This is a genomic window from Natrarchaeobius chitinivorans (assembly GCF_003841505.1).
Classification (GTDB): Archaea; Halobacteriota; Halobacteria; order Halobacteriales; family Natrialbaceae; genus Natrarchaeobius; species Natrarchaeobius chitinivorans.
Genome location: NZ_REGA01000011.1, coordinates 86264 through 108722, shown reverse-complemented (window position 1 = coordinate 108722; position 22459 = coordinate 86264). Strand labels below are relative to the sequence as shown.

Genomic DNA, 22459 nt, shown 5'->3' with positions numbered 1-22459 from the left:
GGTTGTCACTCCGTGGGTCCAAAGTAGAAGGGGGACCGCTTGCACCCCGTCGATTCGTTCGATGGACTTCCGCATCGACTGACCGGCATCCGCGCCGACTCGAGGCACAGCCCTTAAGCAGTTCTCACTGTAATCTCGAGTCGATGCACGTCATCGGAACGGTGGGGCTGCCCGGCAGCGGCAAGGGCGAAGCCGCCACCGTCGCACGCGAGGAAGGTATCCCGGTGGTGACGATGGGCGACGTCGTCCGCCAGGAGACCGCCGATCGCGGGCTCGACCCCGCGTCGGATCACGGAACCGTCGCGCAAGCGCTTCGCGAAGAGAACGGACCGGCCGCGATCGCCGAGCGCTCGCTACCGATGATCGAGGATCGCCTCGAGAATCACGAGGCGGTGCTGGTCGACGGCCTCCGCTCCGATGTCGAGGTCGACGTTTTCGAAGAGCGCTTCGGCGAGACGTTTACGCTCGTCAGCATCGAGGCTCCCTTCGAGGTGCGTGCCGAGCGCATCGACGCCCGCGGCCGGGATGCGAGCGAAGCGAACGGCGGCGAGGGACTGGCCGCCCGCGACGAGCGCGAGCGCGGCTTCGGGATGGACGACGCGATGGATCGTGCGGACGCCGTCGTCGAGAACACCGACTCGCTCGAGGCGTTTCACGAGCGAATTCGAGCGATCGTCCGGGGCGGAACCGAGACACTCGAGTCAGCCGGCGAGAACGCGTCCGAGCCAGCCACCGAAACCGTATCCGACGCGGCCACCGAAACCGATTCCGGAGGAGGGGTTCACCGATGACCGACGTCTACCGCGTCGACGTCGAGATCACCGCACCGGTCTACGACACCGAGGTAACCAGTCGCGTCGCCGACGCGATCGTCAACGTCTTCCCGAACGCCGATCTCGAGGAGAGTTTCGGCGAGATCAGGGCCGACGCACACTCGATGGACCACTTCTCGGAGTTGCTTCACCGCCAGGAGATCCTCGATACGGCCCGCGGCGAGTTCTTCGCGAATCGCGAGGGGAACGTCTTCTCGTTCGCGTTGAAAAAACAGGCCGCTTTCGAGGATCGCGTCAACTTCTCGGTCGGCGAACCGGACGAACTCGGTGAGATCAGCGTGCGGGTTCGCGTCGAGGAACCGAGCCTCGAGGAGTACGTCGACCACGTCGCTCCGCCAACCGAGGACGGCCGACCGGTCGAGGGCTGAGACGGTTTACTGTACGTCGTTCCTGGAGCGACTGCAGATACCGCAATCGTACTGGCATAGTAGCTACTGAACGTCATTGCACACCCGATCGCGGAATGGATCGGCGATCGGTGTGTACATCGTTTCAGTTGTTACGACAACGACTGTCAGCAGTCCGTACGAATCCGGCTTCCGTTCGAGATCGAACTACGCTACTCGCCACAGTCCTCGGCGGCCGCGAAAGCCGATTCGGCGTCTGACTGACGGTTTCGTGCGGTGCGGACGTTCCCCTCGTCCGCAGCAGCCGACGACGCGGCCAGGTGTGCGGCTCCATCGTGTAGATTCTCGCTTCGACACCGTCCCGTCTCGAGAGCGGCCACGAGATCGGCCGGGGCGTCGTCCACTCCGTCGTCGAACGTGTGAATTGCCTCGTCGAACGCCGCCTTGGCCGCCGTAAACTCCTCGGTGGCCTCGTCGTGAGACCCGTCGTCCGCGTACTCTCGCCCACGCTCGAGACGGTCGTCACCCTCGAGCGTCGACGCGTAGCCGGCAGCGAGCGCGGACTGCGCCCGAAGTACGTTCGCGAGCGTCGAGACACCCGCCTCGAGATCCGCCAGATCGGCCGTCGGGAGGTCGGCGAACCGATCCGCGTCAATCTCCGCGAGCGCCGCCTTCCCATCATCGAGGTGGACGTCGGCCGCCTCGAGGTCGCTCTCCCGTTCGTCGATGACGAGAGTCGCCTCCGACCGGTCGCCATCGTCGTCCAGTGCGCGTTCGACCGCCTCAACGTCGTCGAACAACGTCTCGTCAGCGACGGTCGCCGCAACGTGGATCGCGGCCTCGAGGACGGACGCGTACGTCCGCAGTTCCTCGAGGTCGGCCCCGCGTTCGTCGCCGAGTTCCTCGTCTGCCGTCTCGAGGTGTCCGCGTGCAGTCTCGAGGTGATTTCGCGGCACCTCCGGATCGAAGTCGACGGACTCGGGGTCATCGAGGTCTTCGGCTTCGCGCAGCGCGATCGCCGCGTCGTTCAACCCGCCGACCGCCCGACTGAACGCCCGTTCACCGGTTCGGTCCTCGGCACCAACATCACTGCTCGCGCCCCCTTCGTCGTCGAGACACCCCACGACCGCCGCCATCGCGACGGTTCCACCGAGGAGATACTGTCGCCGTTGCATTCGATCCGACGATGCGACTCGAGGGGCTTCAAGTTATTTGCCGCCTTCCGTCGCCGGTGGCCATCGACTCGAGGAGTTCAGAACGGCCCCATCCCGCCCATACCGCCGCCGCCTTGCTGTTGCATCTGTTGCATCATCCGTTGCATCTCCTGGTCCGACCCCATACCCTGGAACTGCTTGATGGTCTTTTCCATCATTTTGTACTGCTGAAGCAGTTCGCGAACTTCGTCCTCGCTGGTGCCGGAACCGCGCGCGATGCGTTCGATCTGGCTCGCGCCGATGGCTTTGGGGTACTCCTTTTCGGCGTCGGTCATCGAGTCCATGATGACGCTGAACGTGTGCATCCGCTCCTGTGTGACGTCCATCGCGTCGTCGGGCAACTGGTCTTTGATCCCGCCGCCGAAGCCGGGGATCATGTCCATCACCTGATCGAGCGGCCCCATGTTGTTCATCGCCTCCATCTGCTTTTGCATGTCGTTCAGGGTGAACTGTCCCGAGAGCATGTCCTCGGGGTCCCAGTCCTCTTCCTCGATCTGGGTCTGATCCATCGCGCGCTCGACGCGCTCTGCGAGTTGGCCGAGATCACCCATCCCGAGCAGCCGGGAGATGAACCCGTTGGGCTCGAACCGCTCGATGTCCTGGACCTCTTCGCCGGTCCCGAGGAAGGCGATCGACGAATCGGTCTGGTCGACCGCCGTCAGGGCACCGCCACCTTTCGCGGTTCCGTCCAGTTTCGTGATGACGACGCCCTCGATCTCGATCGATTCGTCGAACTGCTGGGCCTGGTCTTTCGCGCCCTGTCCGATCGCCGCGTCGAGGACGAGCAACGACGTGTCCGGTTCGACGACGCCCTCGATCTGCTCGATTTCGTCGATCAGATCGTCCTCTAAGGCGTGGCGACCCGCGGTGTCGACGATGTGGACGTCGGCCTCGCTGGTTTCCTCGAGGCCCTTCCGTGCGATCTCGACCGGGTCGTCGTTGTCGGGGTTGCCGTAGAAGTCGACCTCGGCGCGACTGGCCATCTCCTCGGCCTGATCGTACGCACCGGGACGGAAGGTGTCCGTCTGGATGACCGCCGGACGCAGCCCCTTCGTCGAGAACCACCAGGCCATCTTCGCGGCGGAGGTCGTTTTACCGGATCCCTGCAGCCCCGCGAGCAGGATCGTCTGTTCCTCGAGGGGCAACTCCGTCGACTCGCCGATGAGGTCGACCAACTCCTCGTAGACGATGCTGAGGACGAAATCGCGGGCCGGCGTTCCGGCCGGCGGCTCCTCCTCGAGTGATCGTTCTTTGATGTTGTCCGACAGCTCCATCACGAGCGAGACGTCGACGTCGGCCGAGAGCAAGGAGCGCTGAATCTCCTTGACGATCTCCTCGATGTCCTCCTCGCTGAGTCGTGACTTCCCGCGGAGTTTGTCGAGAGTGCCCCGCAGAGAACTGCCGAGATCGTCGAGTACCATTTGCTCGGTCTACGGGGCGACGGCGTTAAAGGCTTTTTCTACGGCCGACACGGCTCGTCCGCCTCGGCCAGTCGGGGACGAACGAACTCACCGGCCGCGTCGGAGGGTATTTCACGCGACCCGATCTACCCCCACCCATGAGTTCCGATGGCGACGTCGACCTCGACGACTTTCCCGCCCTCGAGGAGGCGGAAGTCACGATACACGAAAACGACCACGGCCTCCACATCGCCGACGACGACGTAACCGGCGTCTCGAGTCAGGGCCAGACGCCCGAAGCGGCCCTCGAGAACCTCGCGGCGGCTCTCGAGTCCTACAGGGAAGCGACCGAAGACGAGACGGGCGACGACTGGCTTTGATACGGTTTACTGCAAGTCAGTACCGGAGCCACCGGGTGCCGTCCCGCGGTCGCTCCGGTAAACAGTTGCACCAATCCGTATGAGACGGGCGCTGACCGTCGTTTCCGTACAACCGCATCCATCCCATCCCCACCGGCAGAGCCGATAATCGCCGACCCCGTCCGAGCGGTCAACGGAAAAACGCGACACCAATCCGTCTGACTCGAGCGCCCGGCGACAGCACACGGCCGTTTTACCACGCCGTCCGTGGTTACGTAATCTATGACGGAATACGACGTCGTCGTGATCGGCGGCGGCTCTGGCAGCCAGGTCGCGACCGCCGCGGCCGACAGCGGCCTCGAGGCGGCCGTGATCGAACGCGGCCCGCTCGGCGGGGCCTGCATCACGCGGGGCTGTGTGCCCTCGAAAGCGTTGATCCACCGCGCGGACGTGGCCGAGGAGCTACGGCGGGCCCCCGAGGTCGGACTCGAGGCCACGCTGGAGGGAGTCGCCTACGGCGAGTTCACGGCCTCGATCCGCGACTGGGTCTACGAAAAGGCCGCCCGTCAGGAGCGGAGCCTGGAGGACGCAGACAGCGTGGCGCTGTACCGCGGCGAAGGGCGGTTCGTCGACGAACGGACGGTCGCGATCGATCCGAACGGAGACGGTTCCGGTGAGAACGATCCGGACACGATTCGGGGCGACCACGTCGTCGTCGCAGTCGGAAGTCGGCCGCTGATCCCGCCGATCGACGGCCTCGAGGACGTCGAGTTCCTGACCAGTGACGACGCGCTCTTTCTCGACGAGCAGCCGGACTCGCTCGTGATCGTCGGCGGCGGTTACATCGGGGCCGAACTGGGCTACTTCTTCGCCGCGCTCGGGACCGACGTCTCGCTGATCGGCCGCAGCGACGTCCTCGTCCCGCGCGAGGACGGCGCGGTCAGCGAATTCGTCACCGAATCGCTCGAGGGATACTGCGACGTCTACACGGGTCACGAAGCGTCGTCGGTCGAGTCTACCGACGGCGGAGTCGTCGTGACCGCCGAGCGGACGGAAAACGGAGATGGCGGGGACGAGTCCGGAAACGGAACTGGCGAAGACGAGTCCGGGAACGGCACTGACGAAGACGAATCGGTCGACCTCGAGGCGGATCGACTCCTGCTCGCGACCGGCCGTCGGCCGAACACCGATACGCTCGACCTCGAACAGACGGGCGTGAAAACCGACGATCGGGGATACGTCGAGACCGATTCGACCCTCGAGACGACCTGTCACGGCGTCTGGGCGCTCGGGGACGTGCTGGGCGAACAGCCGTACAAACACGCCGCGGATTACGAGACACAGGTGGTCTCGGCAAACGTCCTCGAGGCGTGTGACGGCCTCGACGCAGACGTCGCCCGCGAGGTCGACTACGATGCGATGCCCCACGCGATCTTCACCTCACCGCAGGTCGCAAGCGTCGGAGCGACGGAAGAGGAACTCGAGGAGACAGACCGAGAGTACGAGTCGGCGACGGTCCCGTTCGACGTCGCGCCGCTCGGGGTCGTCCTCGAGACAGACGGCTTCGTGAAAGCGCTCGCGTCGCCGGACGGCGAGATCCTGGGCTGTCACGTCGTCGGCCCGCAGGCGTCGATCCTGATCCAGGAGGTCGTGGTCGCGATGGAGCGCGGCGAGGGGACCGTCGAGGACGTTGCGGAGCCGGTTCACGTCCACCCGGCGCTCTCGGAGGTCGTCTACGCTGCGTTCGACGAGTTATCGACGAACCCGTACTCGACGGCACCGGACTGGCGCGACGTCGGCGGCTGAGACGGGCTGGTGTACCGATGTCCCGGTGGAACCACGGGGCGGACCGATCGAATCGGTCCGCTCGATCGAGCACGCGATCCGACGAAACGCCTCCGTTCGGCCGACGATCGTACCTGAGACGGACTGCTGTCAGCCATTACCGGAGAGACCGCAGAACGGAGCCGGTCGCTCCGGTACACGGGTACGGCAATCCGTATGAAACCCCAGATCGTCACTCGCTCACTCCGTACTGTGACGGACCGATTCGAATTCAATAGTGAGCCGTTTCCCGGAAACTGGGAACCGGCGTCGACCACAATTACCGAGCGATCCCTCCGAGTGAGTAATGGGGGTTACCGAGTTCCTCAACGGCGGGTCGCTCACCGGAAACCAGGCAGCAGTCATCTTTGTTGCGTGGTTAGGGTTCGTGATCGGCGGCGGTTTTTTGCTCGTCTTCAGCGTTCCGTAACCGTCGTCGGCGACTCGACCGACCACGACGGACTGGGACCATCGGACCGGCGAAACGACGATACGAAACGAGAGAGGGTACATAACAGATGTGTGATGTTCCGGACGTGCTGCGGGAGTTCGACCTCGAGACCACTGACGAGGTCGTCAGATCCCACCTGAAAACCGCGTACCTCGAGCACCCGACTCGAGGTCCGTACGTTAAATCACGGGATCTGTACAGCGGGGTGAAATCCGACATCGACGACCGGTTCTCGCTCGAACTCTTCGGGATGTTCTGTGAAAGTCGCCCGTACCTGGAGAAGTGGTCTCGAGGATACAGTGGCTCGTATCGCTACCGCATACTCGAGACGGAGTTCGACAGGAGTCGGTGAAATCGAGTGGCGGACGACCCGTCGGAAATCCGGCCACGTGTTTCGGCGACTGTCGACCGTCCCGGCGGCCGCGTCGGTTCGACCGGTGTGCGCCAGACCGAGAGCGAACGGTATACGGTGGTATGTGAGAATCAGTCGATATGGGCCGCACGTCAATTCCGGACATCGGTGAGAAGTACGAAAACGAAGAGCCCCTCACGATGTTGACCGCGTACGACGCGCCGATCGCCCGGCAAGTCGACAGCGGTGGCGTCGATATGATTCTGGTCGGAGACAGTGCCGGTGACAATCACCTCGGATACGACGACACGTTGCCGGTGACGCTCGAGGAATCGCTGTCGAACACTGCCGCCGTCGACCGGGCCGTAGAAGAGGCGATGGTAATCGGCGATATGCCGTTTCTATCGTACGGAACGTCGATCGAAGAGTCAGTCACGAACGCGGGCCGATTTATGAAGGAAGCAGGGGCCGACGCCGTGAAACTGGAGACGGCACCCTACGGGGAAACGACCATCGAAATCGTCTCTCGGCTCACCGAACTCGGAATGCCCGTCGTCGGTCATATCGGATTGACCCCCCAGCGAATGAACCAGATCGGCGGAGGCTACGTACAGGGACGGGGCGACGGAAGTTCGGCCACGGTCGATGCGCTGGTGGAGACGGCAAAGCAACTGGAAGCGGCCGGCGCCTTCGCGATCATCCTCGAGGCCGTCACCGAAGAAACCGGAAAGGAAGTCACCGACGCAGTAGACGTGCCGACTATCGGAATCGGGGCGGGACGGTATGTAGACGGACAGGTACTCGTCATCACTGACGTACTGGGATTGAGTCAGAAGTCGTACAAGCTCTCGAGGCAGTATGCCGACCTGAACTCGATTGTCCGAGAGGCGGTCGAATCCTACGTAGACGACGTTCGAAGTGGCGCGTTCCCCGCCTCTGAGGAGGTTTTCGATGTGATCGACGACGAGGAGTGAACGGCCGCGACCTGCCATATCGACGACGGCGAGTAAACAGCCACGACTGCCTCGCCGGTATGTGTGACCCCGAGGCGGTTGACCAGCACCGCAATGCTCATTGAAGCCGACTGAAATGTATAGATACCCTCCATGAATCTCGACCTCGACGCCGGGAAGGTACTGTACGCGCTCGGTATCGCGTTCGCGGTCGGTGCGCTGCTTTACTTCGTTCGCGACGTGGTGTTCGGCCTCTCGATCACGGTGACCGCCGCCTTGCTGTTCGTCCTGTTCGTCGCCTTCTTTCTCGCCGGACTCGTCCTCGAGCGCGACGTCCTCGACGTCGTTGCGTTCTCGCTCGCGGCGATTTCCTACGCCGTCTTCCTGTGGTACGTGATCAGTCGCTACGAGTTCGGTGAGACGGGGATTTTTCTGGTCCTCACCGTTTCTGCGGCCCTGTTTATCGGCCTCGGCTACGGGGTCCGCGAGTACCGGCTGACGGTCCCTCTCAAGACCGCAGGCCTGGTCGTCGTCGCCCTGTTCGCCGTCAGCCTCGTCCTCGTCGGAGCCGACGTCGCCGGCGGCGGTATCACGTACGAGGCGGACCTCGAGGAGCGCGTCACCGTCGCCGCCCCCGACGACGTCACAGACGACGAGAGCCCGGTTCGAGTCGACACGCACCTCGGGACCGTTACGGCGACGAACGAGTTCGTCTTCACTCGACCGCTCGATATGCCCTCCGTACGCGGCTGCGTCGTCGGGACGGACGAAATCGCGGACGAACGCGTACACGTGAGGTACGACCCGGGAAGCTACCAGCAGCCGGAGGCCGTCGGCGGAAACGATGCGTACAGCGCCGACCTCACGGCCCAGTTCGCCCTCGACGCCGGGACGGACGACCTCGCGCTCGCCGTCGAACGCGGCGAGGACTGCGACGTCACCCGGTCGGAGCCGACACTCGTCGTCGTCGTTGGCGAGGGCCACGAACGAGTGCGCTACACCGCGGTGTGAACGGTATCAGCGGTCCGATCAGTCACGATGAACGACCACTGTTACCATTTAACACTCCTCGAGTCGTACGGGCATCACTATGCGTTACGAACGCGAGCGCCGCCGAGGCCGAGACGAACTCAGAAACAAGGAGGAGACGGAGATTCCCATCGGCGAACCGCTCGATTCCGCCGGCCGCGGGGTCAGCATGTGGCGATGCTGGAACTGCGGCGAGATGGGGCGACTCGAGGAGAGACTGCCCGAAACCTGTCCGTCGTGTGCTGCGCCGAGAGAAGAACTGTACTACTGGGAGGAGGACTGACTAGCTGCGTGGGCGAAAATTGACCGGCTGCGTGGGCGAAGATTACTCGCCTTCGGGATCGTGAGCAGCCAGCCTGCGGGTCGGGACAAGCTGTGAGAACGTCGTTCGACTGCCACCATCATCCGCCGGGAACGCGACGACGCGTCGACCCGAACCAGGAGTTGCCACTGCCACCGGATTTTTCTTCCAGTTCGAACGAGGTACCGTATGTCACAGAAGCGAGCCGAAGTCCCCGGTCCGCTCGACGCGTTCCGGCAGTTTTTCTCCCTCCAGCGGGACGTGATGGTGCTCTCGCTGGCGATGTTTGCGTTCAGTCTCGGCTTCCAGATGACCAACCGGTTTCTCCCGGAGTACCTGTTCTATCTCGGCGCGACCGGCTTCGTCGTGGGCGTGTTCGCGACGCTCGGAAACGTCATCGGGGCGGTCTACCCCTACTACGGCGGCGTCGTCTCCGACCGCGTCGGCTCGCGGTACGCCCTGACCGTCTTCGGCTTCCTCTCGACGTTCGGCTTCGGCATCTGGCTGGCCGCCAACTACGTTCCCGCGACCGACCTCGGCGTGATCGTCCTCGAGCCGTGGGTCTGGATCTTCGTCGGCCTGCTGCTGGCCCAGTGCTGGAAGTCCTTCGGCATCGGCGGCCACTACGCCATCGTCAAGCAGGCGACCGAGCCAAATCGGCTGGCTCGAGGGTTCGCCAGCACGGAGACGTTCCGCCGGACCGCGTTCCTCATCGCCCCGCTGATCGTGGCGGTCCTCGTCGCCGACCAGCTCATGCCCGGATTCCTGTGGGTGCTCGTCCTCGGGATCGTCTTCGCCCTCTTCGGTACGTTCGTCCAGCACTGGCTGTACGAGGCCGACGAGGACACCGTCGGAAAGGAGTTCCAGGGCTTCGGACAGATCGTCGACGATCTGCGGGCGCTTCCCGCCGCGCTTCGCCCGCTGCTGGTCGCGGACACGTTCATCAGGTTCGCCAACGGGATGGTGTACGCCTTCTTCATCCTGGTGATCACGCAGGTGTTCGAGATCGGACTGACTGCGACGCTTCCCGTCGTCGGCACGATCGACCTCTCGCCCGCCGCCTTTTTCGCCGTCCTCCTGAGCATCGAGATGCTGGTCGCGCTGCTCACGATGGCTCCCGCGGCCAAGCTCGCCGAGCGAGTCGGCCTCAAACCGATCGTCGGGCTCGGCTTTTTCGTCTACGCGGCCTTTCCGATCCTGTTGATCTTCACCCCGCAGTTCGTCGCAGCCGCCGACCAGACGTGGCTCCTGATCGCGCTGTTCGCCTTCTCGGGGCTGCGATTCGCCGGACTCCCCGCGCACAAGGCCCTGATCGTCGGGCCCGCAGAACGGGGTGCCGGGGGACGAGTGACCGGCTCGTACTACTTCGTCCGCGGCGCGATCGTGATCCCGAGCGGCGTCCTCGGCGGCTTCCTCTGGCAGTTCGTCGATCCGGAAGTTTCGTTCACGATCGCCTCTGTCGTCGGCCTGATCGGCGTCGCCTACTTCGCGATCTACGGACAGGAGTTCGACGCCTACCGGTGAGCGCCACGCGACCGACTGTCTGCCGATCCGCTCCGATCGCCGGCGCGCTACACCCGGTCGGAGTTCGCTCGTCACTCCTGAACCGCTCCGTGCTGGCACGGGTAGCCGCCGACTAGGTGGCAAATACGTGATGTAATCGATCGTCCCCGACGACTGACGCTCACAACTCCGGGCGGAACGATCCGTCCGGCTGAATCCCGGACAATCGTAATTTCCTGAGATATGTTTATCGTGTGATAAGGCGTACTAGTTTCGATCACAATGATCCCGAGAACGATCTCTCAGCAGACAGTATCGACAGTGGAGTTATCACTCGGCGGAGGTGTCGGATGAGCCTCGCGTCATCGGCGACCAGCGTCGGTACCCGAATCGGACGATCGACCAGGTACGGGACCGGCCGCGTTCGAAAGCCCGCGTTCTACCTCGTCACGGCCGGGTTCCTCGCGTTCCTCGTCTTCGCGCTCAACGAATCGATGGCGATGGCCGCTACCGCGTGGGGATCGGAGTACGCGTTCCCCGGACACCGGGTTCACCACGCGATGATCGGTGGGATGTTGACCGTCTTCGCCGCGACGATCGCGGTCCAGCTGTACCGACCGGCGAAGCGGGTCGGGGCGCTCCAGGCCGCGGTCACGTTCGCGATCGCGGCGTTCGTCGTCACGCTCGTCGCGTCCGGCCCTGCGGCGGCCGGCGGACTACTGGTGTTCCTCGTTCCGGTGCTCGTCATCGCCGCCTTGCACCCCGCTCGCGACCAACTCGTCCCGAGCCTCGAGCGGGCGGATACACGCCTGCTCGGCCTCGCGATCGTCGGCGCGCTCGGGTTCGCGGTCGTCGCTGTCGGCGAGTACGCGAGCCACGCGACCCTGGGCGACGAACACGTGTTGTTCGGCCACTACGAGTTCATGACCTTCGCGCTGGTGTCGATCGGCCTCTTCGCGCTCCTGGCGGCCCTCCGGCCGGTCGGATGGCGCGCCCTCGCGTACGCCGCCGCCGCGATAGCCGCCCTCTTCGCCGCGAGTTCGCTCGCGTTCCCGGGTCTCGAGCAGGGCTCGAGCCTCGGCCCCGTCGCCGCACTCGCCGTGATCGTCTGGGCGGTCGCGTTCGTCGGCCTCGCGGAGTACGTCGACCGAACCGACTCGAGGGGGTCGGAACCGGCCGCCGATCCCGAACCGTAACCGCCATCGATCGGATCCAACCGAATCGATTCCACCGAACCGGTGCGGGCAGACGCACCCCTTTTGCAGCGGACCGACCTACGTTTCGGCATGGAGCGTGGGAAGACTCGTCGACGAGGGACGCGACTCGAGTCGGCGGCTCGCGCCGTCTCCCCGTGGGGGTTTCCGGCGCTCTACCTCGGCTGGGCTTACCTGTGGTGGCTCCCCGTCGTCGCGTCGGGGGAGTCCGTCTGGTCGGTTCCGAACGTCGTCCTCTTCCTCGTCGGGGGCGCGAGCCCGCTGCTCGCGGGGTTACTTCTCCTGTGGATGAGGCAGGGACGTCGAGGCTATCGCGACCTGCGACGACGGTTGCTCGAGCGCGCCCGAATCGGCCTGCGGTGGTGGCTGATCGCGCTCCTGTTCTATCCGCTGTTTACCCTCGCGATGGCGGCAGTCGCGGTCGCGGCCGGAATCACGTCGACGCCGCTCGAGTTCGCGACCGCCGATCGACTGCTCGATCCGGTCGCGGTGGTCGGCCTGCTCGCGGTCGCGCTCGCGTTTCCCGCGGTCGAGGAGATCGGGTTGCGGGGCTACTGGTTCGACCAGCTTCAGGCGCGGTGGAGCGCCCTCACGGCCAGCCTGGTCCTCGGAACGGCGTGGGCCGCGTGGCACGCGCCGCTCGTCTTCGTGGCCGACTACTTCGCCGCCGCGACGTTCCAGCCGGCGCTCTGGTGGTGGCTGCCGAGCATCGTACTGACCGCGATTCTCGGAACGTGGGTCTACAACAACACTCGACGGAGCGTCCTCGCCGTGATCGCGCTCCACTTCAGCGGCAACCTGACCGGCGAACTGATGGGCTTCAGCCCGGAACTCTACCCGATCGTCCACCTCGGAACAGCGCTCGTCGCAGTCGTCCTCGTCGTCGGCTGGGGTCCGAGATCGCTCCGGGGGCGGGACGTTCCGCGACCACTTCCCGAGTGGGCGCTCGAGCGGACGAACTGACGCTCGGTCCGGGAGGTAGCTTCGCCCGTCCGGCACGTCGCGAGATGCCGACCCGGTCCGTTCCGCCTCGGAAACGAGCACACCTCCATCGACCCGATAGTTCGAATTACCGACACGGATCCTTATCTCGGTCGCCGACCACTACTGTGTCGATGAGCGACCGAGCACGATCCGGCGACGATTCCGTCTGGGGCCACGTCGACGACGCGGACGCGCTCGCGGGATTCGAGCGCTCGTCGACGCGGTCGGCGACGGCACCTATCAACTCGATGCCCGCGGCCGCTTCGTCGGCGTCGACGAGACGATCCTCGAGACGACGGGGTACGATCGCGACGACCTGCTCGGCGAGCACGTCTCGGTCGCCCTCGACGACGCGTCCGTCGAGCGCATCGAACGCGGTTTCCGGCGGCGACTCGAGGCGGGAGATCACGACGATCCCGTCCAAGCGCACGAGATCATCGTCGAAACGCCGACTGCGACGTCATCTCCTGTGACCTGCGGATCGCGCTGCTCGTCCCCGACGGGACCGTCAGCGGTGTGGACATCTCGATAATTGCTCGTCACCGATCGGCTGGTCAGCAAGCAACGGCTTCTCGATGCGGTCAGCTGTGATGATGTCTCCGCACCCGATCGTCCGTTCCGGACCGGCCGGATTCCCACGACCCTCGAGCGAAGCGACGAACCGACTCCATTGAAACCGTCAGCAGTTGAGACAGCCGGTCCGATGACTACGGGCCGCGAACGTCGTACGTGGTTCAGACCACTCCGCGAAAGCAGTCGGTGCTCGGAACAGGTGAACTACGTTCTACGAGATGGATGTTCCAGCAAATCATCCGGAGGCCAACTTTCTAACTCTTCGGCAGCATCGAACAGTTGCTCTACTTTTGGTTCCCTGGCGAGTGAAACTTCGTTCTCCGCCCAATTCAGGTTGGTAACCCCTTTCTCTTGTAGCTGTGGCAGGGAATCATGAACCAATCGGATTTGGGCACGTTCAACCTTCGTATCGTTGATTCGTTGGGAGGAGATTTGATGTCGCCGAGCGGCCACCTTTCGTGAGAGTTCCTCTATACAGATCGACTCGTCTCTCTCGACTAACTCGTGGAGTACCAACTGCCGATCAGCGCTGGCGAGGATACGAAATGACTCCATCTGGTCCATCCCATTTGGTGTAGAGTCTCAGAGGGTCAAAGCGGTGCTGTCTAACCGTTTTGGTATGCTTGCACACACTGGCTCCCTTCTTATGATATGTTCGATTCCCAGCTCTTCTGCTCGTGTGGGCACCGACTTTGACGTGAAATGACGTAGCTGTCGTGCTGAACTCCTCTTCTATAGTAACAACTGAAATGATTCACACACCGATCGCCGATCCGTCTGGCGATCGGGTGTGCATCGACGTGCAGTGGCGATTATAATTCTGGGCCGAGAGTACGCGGAGTACGGCGATTATGTGAAGAATAACTACTATCGAAATCGGGCTGTCTTCGGTTATGTGGCCATGGGAACACGCAATCATGGGTTACCTCGTATACTCACTGTTTTGCCACCTGTACTACCGCGATTCGCCCGGCGGACTCGAAGCGTTCGCGGTTGTGTTCGGCTCCGTACTTCCGGATATCATCGATAAACCACTGGCGTGGGAGTTCGGCGTCTTCGAGACGGGATACGCCCTCGGACACTCGATCTTCTTTGCCGTCCCACTGACGATCGTCGTCGGAATGGTTGCGCGATCACGTGGGCACTCACAAGCGGGGATCGCCTTCGGGATAGGCTATCTCCTCCATCTTCCGGCCGACGTGATCGACGGCTACGTGAGAGGGAGCGGTGAACTCGATTTCGGGATCTTGCTCTGGCCAATCGCCCGTGGAGAAACCCACGGACACCATCACGGGTTCGTCGACGAATTTGTGGTGTTATTCGCGCGATACCAGAGAGAGTTACTTGCGGGCGATCTCTCGACGTATATCTGGCTTCAGATCGGGATGGGAGTCTTTACATTGCTGCTGTGGTTGTACGATGGTGCTCCTGTCTTCCGTGAGTGTCTCGTGGAACTGAAGCGACTTTTCCGTCGAGTCGCGAGTTGGAGACCCGCCGATCAAAATCGGTGAACAGGCTCTGGTGGATACACGCTCGATGGCCAGAAATAGATCGCCGCTCGAGGGTTTCGACGAGTCCCAGACGGTGAGCGACGAAGTTCGGCACACACGACCGGCAGACGGCCCGTTCGCGCCGGATCAATCGAGTCCCGTCTCGACCTCGCCGTCGTTCGCCAGCCACTCCGTCAGACTCCCTTCGTAGAAGGCGACATCGTCGTAACCGAGCGCCCGAAGGACGACGTACGTGTGACTGATCCGTCTGGCGGTGTTGCAGTAGAGGACGATCTCGCGATCGCGGCTGATGCCGTACGCGGCGAGTACGTCCTCGAGTTCGCCCCCCGATTTCAGCCGTCGCGTCTCGTCGTCGACGACTTCGCGCCAGTCGAATCGGACGGCACCCGGGAGGTGGGCCTCCGCGAACTCGTGTTCCTCGCGCGTGTCGACGAAGAGCGCATCGCGCGCTAAGGCGTCCTCGACCGCCTCGAGCCCGACCAGCGGACTCTCCTCGCGCGCGAGCGGATCGGGTTCGTACGCCGTCGGTTCGAGGTCGGGCTCGTCGGTCGTCGTCTCGTGGGCGCGGTTCCAGGCGCTGTAATCGCCGTCGAGCAGGCGGACGTCGTCGTGGCCGTACTCGAGGGCGGTGAGCACGAACCGGGCTGCAAAGACACCGTGCGTGTCGTCGTAGGCGACGACCGTGTCGTCGGGTGCGATACCAACGCCCGACAACAGTTCGCCGAACGCCGCCGGGCCCGGAAGCGTGCCGCGGTCGACGTCGCTCTCGTCGCGGTAGCTGTCGAACGGGACGCTGACCGCACCGGGCACGTGGCCGATCCCGTCGTACTCCCAGGGGTCTCTGACGTCGACGATGCGAACTCCCGGTTCCTCGAGTCGCGTTGCCACCCAGTCCGGCGAGACGACGACGGATTCGTCCATCGATCGATCCGTGGCTCCGGACCGCCGATAACGCACCGTTCCCGGCACGTCTCCCCTGGGTACCGAGCTGGTGGCAATACTTGCCCCCGCCGGCCGAATACGTTGGCGTTTCGAAACACACGCGTGACGGTGGTGGCTATAAAACGCTCGGCGTGGAGGGCGGGCGATCTCGGTCGTCGGCCCGCCGTCCGAGGTAGCGGCAACCCTCTCCGCGACGGTCGAGCGGCGTCCGAATTGTCCGCATCGAGAGCCACTATGACCGTTCCACCCGTCCGGTCGAGTATGGCAACAGAATACGCCAACGACGTACTCGTCACCGCCGACTGGGTCGAGGACCGACTCGAGGAGTTCCAAAGCGACGACGCCGGCCTCCGACTCGTCGAGGTCGACGTCGACACGGAAGCCTACGAAGAGGCCCACGCACCCGGCGCGATCGGCTTCAACTGGGAGACGCAACTACAAGACCAGACGCGACGCGACGTCCTCTCGACCGAGGACCTCGAGGAACTGCTGGGCAGCCACGGCATCAGCGAGGACTCCACAGTCGTCCTCTACGGCGACAACTCGAACTGGTTCGCCGCCTACACGTACTGGCAGCTCAAGTACTACGGCCACGAGGACGTCTACCTGTTAGACGGCGGTCGCGAGTACTGGCTCGAGAACGATTATCCGACGACCGACGAGGAACCCGATTTCTCGGCGGTCGAGTACGACGCCGCCGGCCCGCGCGAGAACATCCGCGCCTACCGCGAGGACGTCGAGAACGCGATCGAGCGCGGCGTGCCGCTCGTCGACGTTCGCTCGCCCGAGGAGTTCAGCGGCGAGATCCTCGCCCCGCCAGGACTGCAGGAGACCGCCCAGCGCGGCGGCCACATCCCCGGTGCGAAGAACATCTCGTGGGCCGCGGTCACCGACGACGACGGTACCTTCAAAGACCGCGAGGAACTCGAGGAGCTGTACGCCGAGGAGGACATCACCGGCGGCGAGACGACCGTCGCCTACTGCCGAATCGGCGAGCGATCGTCGGTCGCCTGGTTCGCCCTGCACGAACTGCTCGGCTACGAGGACGCCGTCAACTACGACGGTTCCTGGACCGAGTGGGGGAATCTGGTGAACGCCCCGGTGGAGACAGGCGAGGCCGAGTGAGCAACGCAAAGGAGGTCTCGTAGCGGAACGACTCGACGTCTCGAGTCGAACTCGCCGAAAGAAGCGGTCTGTTTTCGCTCATCACCGGTGGGACCGGAACCCGTCTGCGGTCCACTGATACGGTTTACTGTACGTCATTGCCGGCGCACCCGCAGACCGGGTCGCGAGTGCGCCGGTACACAGGGACAGTAACCCGTATGACACACCGGTACAGCAAGCCGCCAGATCCGTCGAACCCCTATCGGGCACGGTCGAGAGCACAACTATACGTGTTCGGATGGCCAAGACGCGGCCGATGGCACGAATCGAACGGCTCACCGTCTATCCCGTCAAGGGCCTCGACGGGATCGACCTCGAGGAGGCGACCGTACTCGAGGGTGGAACGCTCTCCAAGGATCGGGAGTTCGCGCTCTTCGACGACGAGGGGGACGTGATCAACGGCAAGCGGACGGCGCGGATCCACGACCTCTCGACCGACTTCGATTCGTCGAGCGGCGAACTCGTCGTCGAATCGCCGGCCGACGAGCCGCGACGGTTCGACCTCGAGACGGCACACGGGCGGGAACGGGCCGAACACTGGTTCGGCGAGTACTTCGACGAAACGGTGACCCTCGAGCGCGACCGCTCGCTGGGCTTCGTCGACCGCCGGGAGATGGGCCCGTCCGTGGTCAGTACCGCCTCGCTTCGGACCGTCGCGTCGTGGTTCGACGGGATGACGGTCGACGGTGCGCGGCGACGGCTCCGGGCGAACGTCGAGATAGCCGGCGTCCCGCCGTTCTGGGAAGACCGGCTCGTCGGCCAGGACGCGGCGACACTCGACGCCAGCGGCGTCCGCCTCGAGGGCGTGACGCCGTGTGCTCGGTGTGTCGTCCCCCAGCGAGATCCCGATACGGGCGAGCGGATCGACGACTTCCGGGAACGGTTCGCCGAGAAACGCCGGGAAACGTTTCCGGCGTGGGCAGACGAGGCTGCCTTCGACCACTACTACACCCTCATGGTGATCGCTCGAGTGCCGGAATCCGATCGTCAACGCTCCCTTGCGGTCGGCGATTCGGTGACGATCGTCGACGATTGATTGGACTGCTGGACCGGCGTCCCGTAGGACTGCCGGGAAGTCGCTGTCCCGAGAAATAGTGGAGGACAGACCGTCAGATACCGGTCCGTATGGGAGTGCGGGCCGTTGGCTCGAGGATACGTCTCCGAGCAGAACGCGATTACGACGGACTCGAGCCGCCGGAGCGGCCGCGACGAAGTACGCCGACGATTCCCTGTGCGACCAGGCCGATGACCGTCCACTTCCAGGCGAGCGCGGCGACGCCGAGCAACAGGAGTCCGCGCGTGCGCCGACCGCGACCGAACGCGCGTTTGGCCTCCGCGAGCACCGAGAAGACGGTCAGTGACCGAGTCGCTCTCGAGCCGAGTAGTTTCTTGAGTACCATACCTGTTCTTGCAGAGTCGACGGGATAACGCCACCGCCGGATCGCGCAAGCAAAACGGTGGGTTTCGAGGACGCGAACTTCGAGGGGTGAGAGCGCGCTGCAAGGGAGCGAGGTCAGATTCGACCGAGCACCGGGTGGGGATCCGATCAGGCGGGCCGTCCGATGGTGTACAGAAACATCGGCGTCTGGCCCTCGCTTCGCGGCGCGAAGAAGTCGGTCACGAGATCGTCGTAAAACGTCAACCCGGTCCCGCCGAGCGTCCGGTGGGCGTAGGTTCCGAGATAGAGCCTACCCGCGGTCACGGCCGCCTCGAGCTGTGCGACCCGATAGCCGCGATCGCCGTAGGCGTCGACGACCTCCTCGAGATCCGAGAGGAAGTACAGACAGGCCGCGGCGTCGCCACCCAGGCGTTGATCCAGCGCGAGGTGGGCCGCCTCCTCGCGAAACTCGCCAGACAGGAGTCGCTCGAGTTCGCCGTCGCCGGGGTGGTAGTGGTAGGCTCCGGACTCGAGCCCGTCGACGCCGTTGACGATCAGGTACGGGTCGACGAACGAGAGCGGCGGGTGGTCCTCGCGGCTCGAGCGGCGCGTTTCCGAGGATTCGCTTCGCTCATCCTCGTGGCTCGCGTGTCGCCTCTCGCTCACGGTTTCACCGTTCGCGTTATCGGGACTCTCACTTCGTTCGACTCCCGTACCTCCCGCTCGCTTTTTCGAGGATTCGCTTCGCTCATCCTCGTACCGCACGTCCATCGGAACGCCACAAACCGCGCGGTCGAGCACGGTCGAGAGTTTGCGGAAGCTGACCGGATCGCGGGCGTACTCGCGACAGGAACCCCGGCGGCGAATCGTCTCATGGAGCGGGCGGCTCGAGGCCGTCTCGTCGTCGACCGGCTCGAGAGAAATTCGTTCGCCGTCGCCGCCGTTTCGAGTTCCGACGGTGGGGGCGGCCGTCGACGCGCCGGTTCGCCACGATTGGGCGGCGGCACCGTCCTCGAGTATCCCGGCGCGCCACGCCTCGTGGATCAACGGAAACGTCCTCTCGTTCGGCGAGAGGGGCGCGGTGTCCGGATGGATCGGTTCGACCTCGGGTGCGTCGAACTCGGCCGCTCGCCCGGGGTTCGTACCGATCGGAACGACCTCGAGGGGCGCTTCGCGCTCCGGGTCGACGCCGAGCAGGTCGACGACCGGGTCGTCCGCGAATCCAGTGACGATCTCCGCGCGATACTCGAGTGCGTGGGCGGTCGCGAGCAGGTTCGCGAGCGTCGTGCCCGAGTCCCAGAAGGCGTGTCGGAACGTCCGGTCGGCGTACTTCCAGGCGTTTCGCCACCAGGTCGACGTCGTAACGATCGACAGCGCCGCGGTCGCGACGGCCTCGCGGTTCGTCGCCGCCGCGAGCACGGACCGGTAGTCGCCAGTCCTGAGCACGTCCAGCGAGAGAGTTCGCGGATCGAAGTGATAGACGCCGGCCTCGAGACCGTCGAGGTCGGTACAGACGGCATAGAGGTCGACGTGGTAGAGCGCGCCGGTAGTTGCCGCCGCCCTGAACGGCACCGATCGATCGCGGAGGTCGATCTCCTTGGTGATGCCCGCCGCGTAGTAACAGAGGGTCGTGAGCGTCTCGAGGTCGACGTCTCGAGGTCGTCTCGGATCGCCGTTCGGCGTCGGTTCCGCGATCGCCGAGAGCGCCGGCTGTTGAGGCGGCCGAATGCGGTCGGCCATCGCGACCGTCGGCAGATCGAGATACTCCTTGTACGGCGTCGGTTTGTTGTCGAAGTTCAGCCGACTGCTTCCCTCTCGAACGCTTCTGGGCGAGTGCTTCGTCCGGTCGTGGTACTCGAGCGCACCGATGAGCATGCACGACGGTAGCACGCGGAAGGCGAAAAAGCCGGGCGGGAACTTTTTCTCACTGGGGTTTGATACGCCGCTCGAGAAGCAATGGACCTCGAGTCGATTCCGGGCGTCGGCGAGAAGACCGCCCGTGCGCTGGCCGAACTCGACGATCCCGAGCGAGCGCTGCGAACGGGGGACGTCGCGGCGATCGCGAACGCACCGGGGATCAGTCGGGGGCGGGCCGCCCGGATCGCGCGCGCGGCGATTCGACGCGAGCACGACGATCCCGGCGGCTTCCTCGCGACCGATCGCGCCCGCGAGATCTACCGCGAACTCCTCGAGTTGCTCGCCGATCGGACGGTCACCGACTACGCGGCCCAGCGACTCGAGACGATCTTTCCGAGTCCCCGACAGTCACGCATCGAAGACGTTCGGGCGTTCGCCGCAGACGCCCTCGAGCGCGAGCCGAACCCCGACGTCCTCGACGCGCTCGAGGGCGTCTCGTCGCTCGATCGTCCGCGCGACGTTCGCGTTCGCGAGCGGTGTCTCGCGACGACCGACGCCGAACGCTACAGCGAGGCTCGCGAGGCGATTCCGGAGCTTTCGGTCGAGATCGTCGAGGACGCACAGGGGCTGGCCGAACTCGCCCGGGGGTACTCGACGGTGGTCGCCATCGACGAATCGTTCGCCGGCGTGACCGTCGAAGGCGACGTCCGGGTCGAACCCGACGCGCTTGAAACCCCCGCCGAAACCGTTCCGGAGCGACCGCTGGCCTTCTTCGCGCGCAACCGGGACGCGATTACGGCCGCGATCGACGTCCACCGCCACGCCGGCCTCGAGACGGATTGCGATCTCGAGGGCCTCGAAGACGCCCTTTCGCGCCTCGAGACGGACGGGACGGTCGCGGGCGACGACGAACTCGATCGGCTCGCGACAGCGGTCGACGACCTCGACGCCGCGGTCGGAACGGCCGAGAGCGTCGCCAACGACCACCTCAGGGAAGCGATTCGCGAGGAGGACGTCACGATCGAAGGGGCCGACCTGCTCTCGCTGGTCGAACGCGGGGCGGGCGTCGATTCGTTGCTCTCGCGGGAGCTCTCCGACGAGTACGCGGCAGCCGTCACGGCCGCCCGCGAGCACCTGATCGAGTCGCTCGACCTCGAGTCCGGGGAAGCCGAGATCGCCCGCCGGATCTTCGCCGACGAGCCGACGTTTCCGGTCGAACGAGAGGAGGAGCCGCTGGGTCGGCTTCGGGAGGAACTGACCGGCGCGAGGGAGCGTCGAGCCGACCGGCTCAAGCGCGATCTCGCGGCCGATCTGGCCGACCAGCGCGATCACGCGCGCCAGCTCGTCCAGGACGCACTCGAGTTCGACGTCGAACTCGCGATCGCGAGGTTCGCCGCGGACTTCGGCTGTACGATGCCGGAGTTCGTCTGGGACGGCGAAATGAGAAGTGGCAACGGGGTGAGCGGTGACGACGACGGAGTGAGCGGTGACGACGGGGTGAGCGGTGACAACGGGGTGAGCGAGGATGCCCCTGACGGTGACGGGATCGACGCCGACGCTGGGCCCCGCGAGACCGGGTTCGAGATCGAAGGGGGACGCTCCCCGCTTCTGGACGAACCGCTCGAGCGAATCGATCCCGTCGACTACGGGGTCGGCGGCGTCGCCCTGCTGTCGGGAGTCAACAGCGGCGGGAAGACCTCGACGCTGGATCTGGTCGCGAGCGTCGTCGTCCTCGCGCACATGGGGCTGCCGGTTCCGGCGGAGCGGGTTCGACTGCGCCGGTTCGATTCGCTTCACTACCACGCCAAGACCCAGGGGACCCTCGACGCGGGCGCGTTCGAGTCGACCGTCCGGGAGTTCGCGACGCTCGCCGACCGCGGCGCGGGATCGCTCGTCCTGGTCGACGAACTCGAGAGCATCACCGAACCCGGCGCGTCGGCGAAGATCATCGCCGGGATACTCGAGGCGCTGTCCGAAAACGGGGCGACGGCCGTGTTCGTCTCCCACCTCGCCGACGAAATTCGGGAGATGGCTGGCTTCGACGTCACCGTCGACGGCATCGAGGCCGTCGGACTGATCGACGGCGAACTCGAGGTGAACCGCTCGCCGGTAAAAGACCACCTCGCCCGGTCCACGCCGGAGTTGATCGTCGAGAAGCTGGCGGAGGAGGCCGACGACGAGCCGATCGCGGCCAACGGCGGCGACGTTCGAGGCGAGTCCGTTCCCGGATTCTACGATCGCTTGCTCGAGAAATTCGAGTGAGCCACCAC

The 22459-nt window shown here is 64.7% G+C and carries 23 protein-coding genes; 17 read left to right on the top strand and 6 right to left on the bottom strand.

The window, feature by feature from the left end; all coding sequences use genetic code 11:
- Nucleotides 1-143 precede the first annotated feature (143 nt).
- Together EA473_RS13165 and EA473_RS13160 are read left to right on the top strand one after the other, a co-directional pair.
- Nucleotides 144-791 (top strand): AAA family ATPase, encoded by a 648-nt coding sequence (locus EA473_RS13165; RefSeq protein ID WP_124196116.1) that lies wholly within the window; start codon nt 144-146, stop codon nt 789-791.
- Nucleotides 788-1201, top strand: a complete 414-nt coding sequence (locus EA473_RS13160; protein WP_124196115.1) for an RNA-binding domain-containing protein — start codon at nt 788-790, stop codon at nt 1199-1201. The genes EA473_RS13165 and EA473_RS13160 overlap by 4 nt, the downstream gene beginning before the upstream one ends.
- A 191-nt stretch (nt 1202-1392) precedes the next feature.
- Here the strand turns inward: EA473_RS13160 and EA473_RS13155 are convergent, their stop codons facing one another.
- The gene (locus EA473_RS13155) at nt 1393-2355 is read right to left on the bottom strand and encodes a hypothetical protein (protein WP_124196114.1); all 963 of its coding nucleotides are present in this window, start codon (nt 2353-2355) and stop codon (nt 1393-1395) included.
- A gap of 77 nt (nt 2356-2432) precedes the next feature.
- Nucleotides 2433-3815: a signal recognition particle protein Srp54 gene (locus tag EA473_RS13150; protein ID WP_124196113.1), complete on the bottom strand. Its 1383-nt coding sequence runs from the start codon at nt 3813-3815 to the stop codon at nt 2433-2435.
- A gap of 137 nt (nt 3816-3952) precedes the next feature.
- Between EA473_RS13150 and EA473_RS13145 the strand changes: the two genes are divergently transcribed.
- From EA473_RS13145 to EA473_RS23245, 11 genes are all read left to right on the top strand, one after another.
- Complete coding sequence (locus tag EA473_RS13145) at nt 3953-4174, top strand: type II toxin-antitoxin system HicB family antitoxin (RefSeq protein ID WP_124196112.1); 222 nt, start codon at nt 3953-3955, stop codon at nt 4172-4174.
- Between the two features lie 261 nt (nt 4175-4435).
- Nucleotides 4436-5959, top strand: a complete 1524-nt coding sequence (locus EA473_RS13140) for a dihydrolipoyl dehydrogenase (protein ID WP_124196111.1) — start codon at nt 4436-4438, stop codon at nt 5957-5959.
- Nucleotides 5960-6284: 325 nt separating this feature from the next.
- Nucleotides 6285-6407, top strand: coding sequence for a hypothetical protein (locus tag EA473_RS23075; RefSeq protein ID WP_279387661.1), 123 nt, complete (start codon nt 6285-6287; stop codon nt 6405-6407).
- An 88-nt stretch (nt 6408-6495) separates the two neighbouring features.
- Nucleotides 6496-6780: a hypothetical protein gene (locus EA473_RS13135; protein ID WP_124196110.1), complete on the top strand. Its 285-nt coding sequence runs from the start codon at nt 6496-6498 to the stop codon at nt 6778-6780.
- 140 nt (nt 6781-6920) lie between these two features.
- Entirely contained in the window at nt 6921-7754 is an 834-nt protein-coding gene (gene panB, locus EA473_RS13130) for a 3-methyl-2-oxobutanoate hydroxymethyltransferase (protein WP_124196109.1), read from the top strand.
- Nucleotides 7755-7886: 132 nt separating this feature from the next.
- Nucleotides 7887-8744: a hypothetical protein gene (locus EA473_RS13125; RefSeq protein ID WP_124196108.1), complete on the top strand. Its 858-nt coding sequence runs from the start codon at nt 7887-7889 to the stop codon at nt 8742-8744.
- Nucleotides 8745-8823: 79 nt separating this feature from the next.
- Entirely contained in the window at nt 8824-9045 is a 222-nt protein-coding gene (locus EA473_RS13120; RefSeq protein ID WP_124196107.1) for a DUF7130 family rubredoxin-like protein, read from the top strand.
- A 207-nt stretch (nt 9046-9252) separates the two neighbouring features.
- A complete protein-coding gene (locus EA473_RS13115; protein ID WP_124196106.1) occupies nt 9253-10587 on the top strand; it encodes an MFS transporter in 1335 nt (444 codons plus the stop codon).
- Between the two features lie 329 nt (nt 10588-10916).
- Entirely contained in the window at nt 10917-11762 is an 846-nt protein-coding gene (locus EA473_RS13110; protein WP_124196105.1) for a hypothetical protein, read from the top strand.
- Between the two features lie 90 nt (nt 11763-11852).
- Nucleotides 11853-12743: a CPBP family intramembrane glutamic endopeptidase gene (locus EA473_RS13105; protein ID WP_124196104.1), complete on the top strand. Its 891-nt coding sequence runs from the start codon at nt 11853-11855 to the stop codon at nt 12741-12743.
- A gap of 118 nt (nt 12744-12861) precedes the next feature.
- Entirely contained in the window at nt 12862-13296 is a 435-nt protein-coding gene (locus tag EA473_RS23245) for a PAS domain-containing protein (protein ID WP_124196167.1), read from the top strand.
- Between the two features lie 245 nt (nt 13297-13541).
- Here EA473_RS23245 and EA473_RS23395 read toward each other — a convergent pair whose 3' ends face one another.
- Nucleotides 13542-13892: a DUF7344 domain-containing protein gene (locus EA473_RS23395; RefSeq protein WP_449289216.1), complete on the bottom strand. Its 351-nt coding sequence runs from the start codon at nt 13890-13892 to the stop codon at nt 13542-13544.
- Nucleotides 13893-14230: 338 nt separating this feature from the next.
- On the opposite strand from EA473_RS23395, the gene EA473_RS13090 reads away from it, so the two are divergent.
- Nucleotides 14231-14848, top strand: a complete 618-nt coding sequence (locus tag EA473_RS13090) for a metal-dependent hydrolase (protein WP_124196102.1) — start codon at nt 14231-14233, stop codon at nt 14846-14848.
- 126 nt (nt 14849-14974) lie between these two features.
- Here EA473_RS13090 and EA473_RS13085 read toward each other — a convergent pair whose 3' ends face one another.
- Nucleotides 14975-15769, bottom strand: a complete 795-nt coding sequence (locus EA473_RS13085; protein WP_124196101.1) for a sulfurtransferase — start codon at nt 15767-15769, stop codon at nt 14975-14977.
- A gap of 282 nt (nt 15770-16051) precedes the next feature.
- Between EA473_RS13085 and EA473_RS13080 the strand changes: the two genes are divergently transcribed.
- Nucleotides 16052-16915, top strand: a complete 864-nt coding sequence (locus EA473_RS13080; RefSeq protein WP_124196100.1) for a sulfurtransferase — start codon at nt 16052-16054, stop codon at nt 16913-16915.
- Between the two features lie 295 nt (nt 16916-17210).
- Entirely contained in the window at nt 17211-17990 is a 780-nt protein-coding gene (locus EA473_RS13075; protein ID WP_124196099.1) for an MOSC domain-containing protein, read from the top strand.
- A gap of 139 nt (nt 17991-18129) precedes the next feature.
- Here the strand turns inward: EA473_RS13075 and EA473_RS13070 are convergent, their stop codons facing one another.
- Nucleotides 18130-18354, bottom strand: coding sequence for a hypothetical protein (locus EA473_RS13070; RefSeq protein ID WP_124196098.1), 225 nt, complete (start codon nt 18352-18354; stop codon nt 18130-18132).
- A gap of 146 nt (nt 18355-18500) precedes the next feature.
- Nucleotides 18501-20207 (bottom strand): SagB/ThcOx family dehydrogenase, encoded by a 1707-nt coding sequence (locus EA473_RS13065; RefSeq protein WP_243645256.1) that lies wholly within the window; start codon nt 20205-20207, stop codon nt 18501-18503.
- 81 nt (nt 20208-20288) lie between these two features.
- On the opposite strand from EA473_RS13065, the gene EA473_RS13060 reads away from it, so the two are divergent.
- Nucleotides 20289-22451: a MutS-related protein gene (locus tag EA473_RS13060; RefSeq protein ID WP_124196097.1), complete on the top strand. Its 2163-nt coding sequence runs from the start codon at nt 20289-20291 to the stop codon at nt 22449-22451.
- Nucleotides 22452-22459 lie beyond the last annotated feature (8 nt).

Excerpts from the sequence above, each read along its gene's own strand:
- EA473_RS13110 (WP_124196105.1), top strand. The coding sequence starts at position 10,917 with ATGAGCCTCGCGTCATCGGCGACCAGCGTCGGTACCCGAATCGGACGA.
- EA473_RS13135 (WP_124196110.1), top strand. The coding sequence starts at position 6,496 with ATGTGTGATGTTCCGGACGTGCTGCGGGAGTTCGACCTCGAGACCACT.
- EA473_RS13120 (WP_124196107.1), top strand. The coding sequence starts at position 8,824 with ATGCGTTACGAACGCGAGCGCCGCCGAGGCCGAGACGAACTCAGAAAC.
- EA473_RS13145 (WP_124196112.1), top strand. The coding sequence starts at position 3,953 with ATGAGTTCCGATGGCGACGTCGACCTCGACGACTTTCCCGCCCTCGAG.
- EA473_RS13155 (WP_124196114.1), bottom strand. The coding sequence starts at position 2,355 with ATGCAACGGCGACAGTATCTCCTCGGTGGAACCGTCGCGATGGCGGCG.
- EA473_RS13150 (WP_124196113.1), bottom strand. The coding sequence starts at position 3,815 with ATGGTACTCGACGATCTCGGCAGTTCTCTGCGGGGCACTCTCGACAAA.
- EA473_RS13085 (WP_124196101.1), bottom strand. The coding sequence starts at position 15,769 with ATGGACGAATCCGTCGTCGTCTCGCCGGACTGGGTGGCAACGCGACTC.
- EA473_RS13080 (WP_124196100.1), top strand. The coding sequence starts at position 16,052 with ATGGCAACAGAATACGCCAACGACGTACTCGTCACCGCCGACTGGGTC.
- EA473_RS13060 (WP_124196097.1), top strand. The coding sequence starts at position 20,289 with ATGGACCTCGAGTCGATTCCGGGCGTCGGCGAGAAGACCGCCCGTGCG.
- EA473_RS13115 (WP_124196106.1), top strand. The coding sequence starts at position 9,253 with ATGTCACAGAAGCGAGCCGAAGTCCCCGGTCCGCTCGACGCGTTCCGG.
- EA473_RS23075 (WP_279387661.1), top strand. The coding sequence starts at position 6,285 with ATGGGGGTTACCGAGTTCCTCAACGGCGGGTCGCTCACCGGAAACCAG.
- panB (WP_124196109.1), top strand. The coding sequence starts at position 6,921 with ATGGGCCGCACGTCAATTCCGGACATCGGTGAGAAGTACGAAAACGAA.
- EA473_RS13160 (WP_124196115.1), top strand. The coding sequence starts at position 788 with ATGACCGACGTCTACCGCGTCGACGTCGAGATCACCGCACCGGTCTAC.
- EA473_RS13065 (WP_243645256.1), bottom strand. The coding sequence starts at position 20,207 with ATGCTCATCGGTGCGCTCGAGTACCACGACCGGACGAAGCACTCGCCC.
- EA473_RS13165 (WP_124196116.1), top strand. The coding sequence starts at position 144 with ATGCACGTCATCGGAACGGTGGGGCTGCCCGGCAGCGGCAAGGGCGAA.
- EA473_RS23395 (WP_449289216.1), bottom strand. The coding sequence starts at position 13,892 with ATGGAGTCATTTCGTATCCTCGCCAGCGCTGATCGGCAGTTGGTACTC.
- EA473_RS13140 (WP_124196111.1), top strand. The coding sequence starts at position 4,436 with ATGACGGAATACGACGTCGTCGTGATCGGCGGCGGCTCTGGCAGCCAG.
- EA473_RS13090 (WP_124196102.1), top strand. The coding sequence starts at position 14,231 with ATGTGGCCATGGGAACACGCAATCATGGGTTACCTCGTATACTCACTG.
- EA473_RS13070 (WP_124196098.1), bottom strand. The coding sequence starts at position 18,354 with ATGGTACTCAAGAAACTACTCGGCTCGAGAGCGACTCGGTCACTGACC.
- EA473_RS13125 (WP_124196108.1), top strand. The coding sequence starts at position 7,887 with ATGAATCTCGACCTCGACGCCGGGAAGGTACTGTACGCGCTCGGTATC.
- EA473_RS13105 (WP_124196104.1), top strand. The coding sequence starts at position 11,853 with ATGGAGCGTGGGAAGACTCGTCGACGAGGGACGCGACTCGAGTCGGCG.
- EA473_RS13075 (WP_124196099.1), top strand. The coding sequence starts at position 17,211 with ATGGCACGAATCGAACGGCTCACCGTCTATCCCGTCAAGGGCCTCGAC.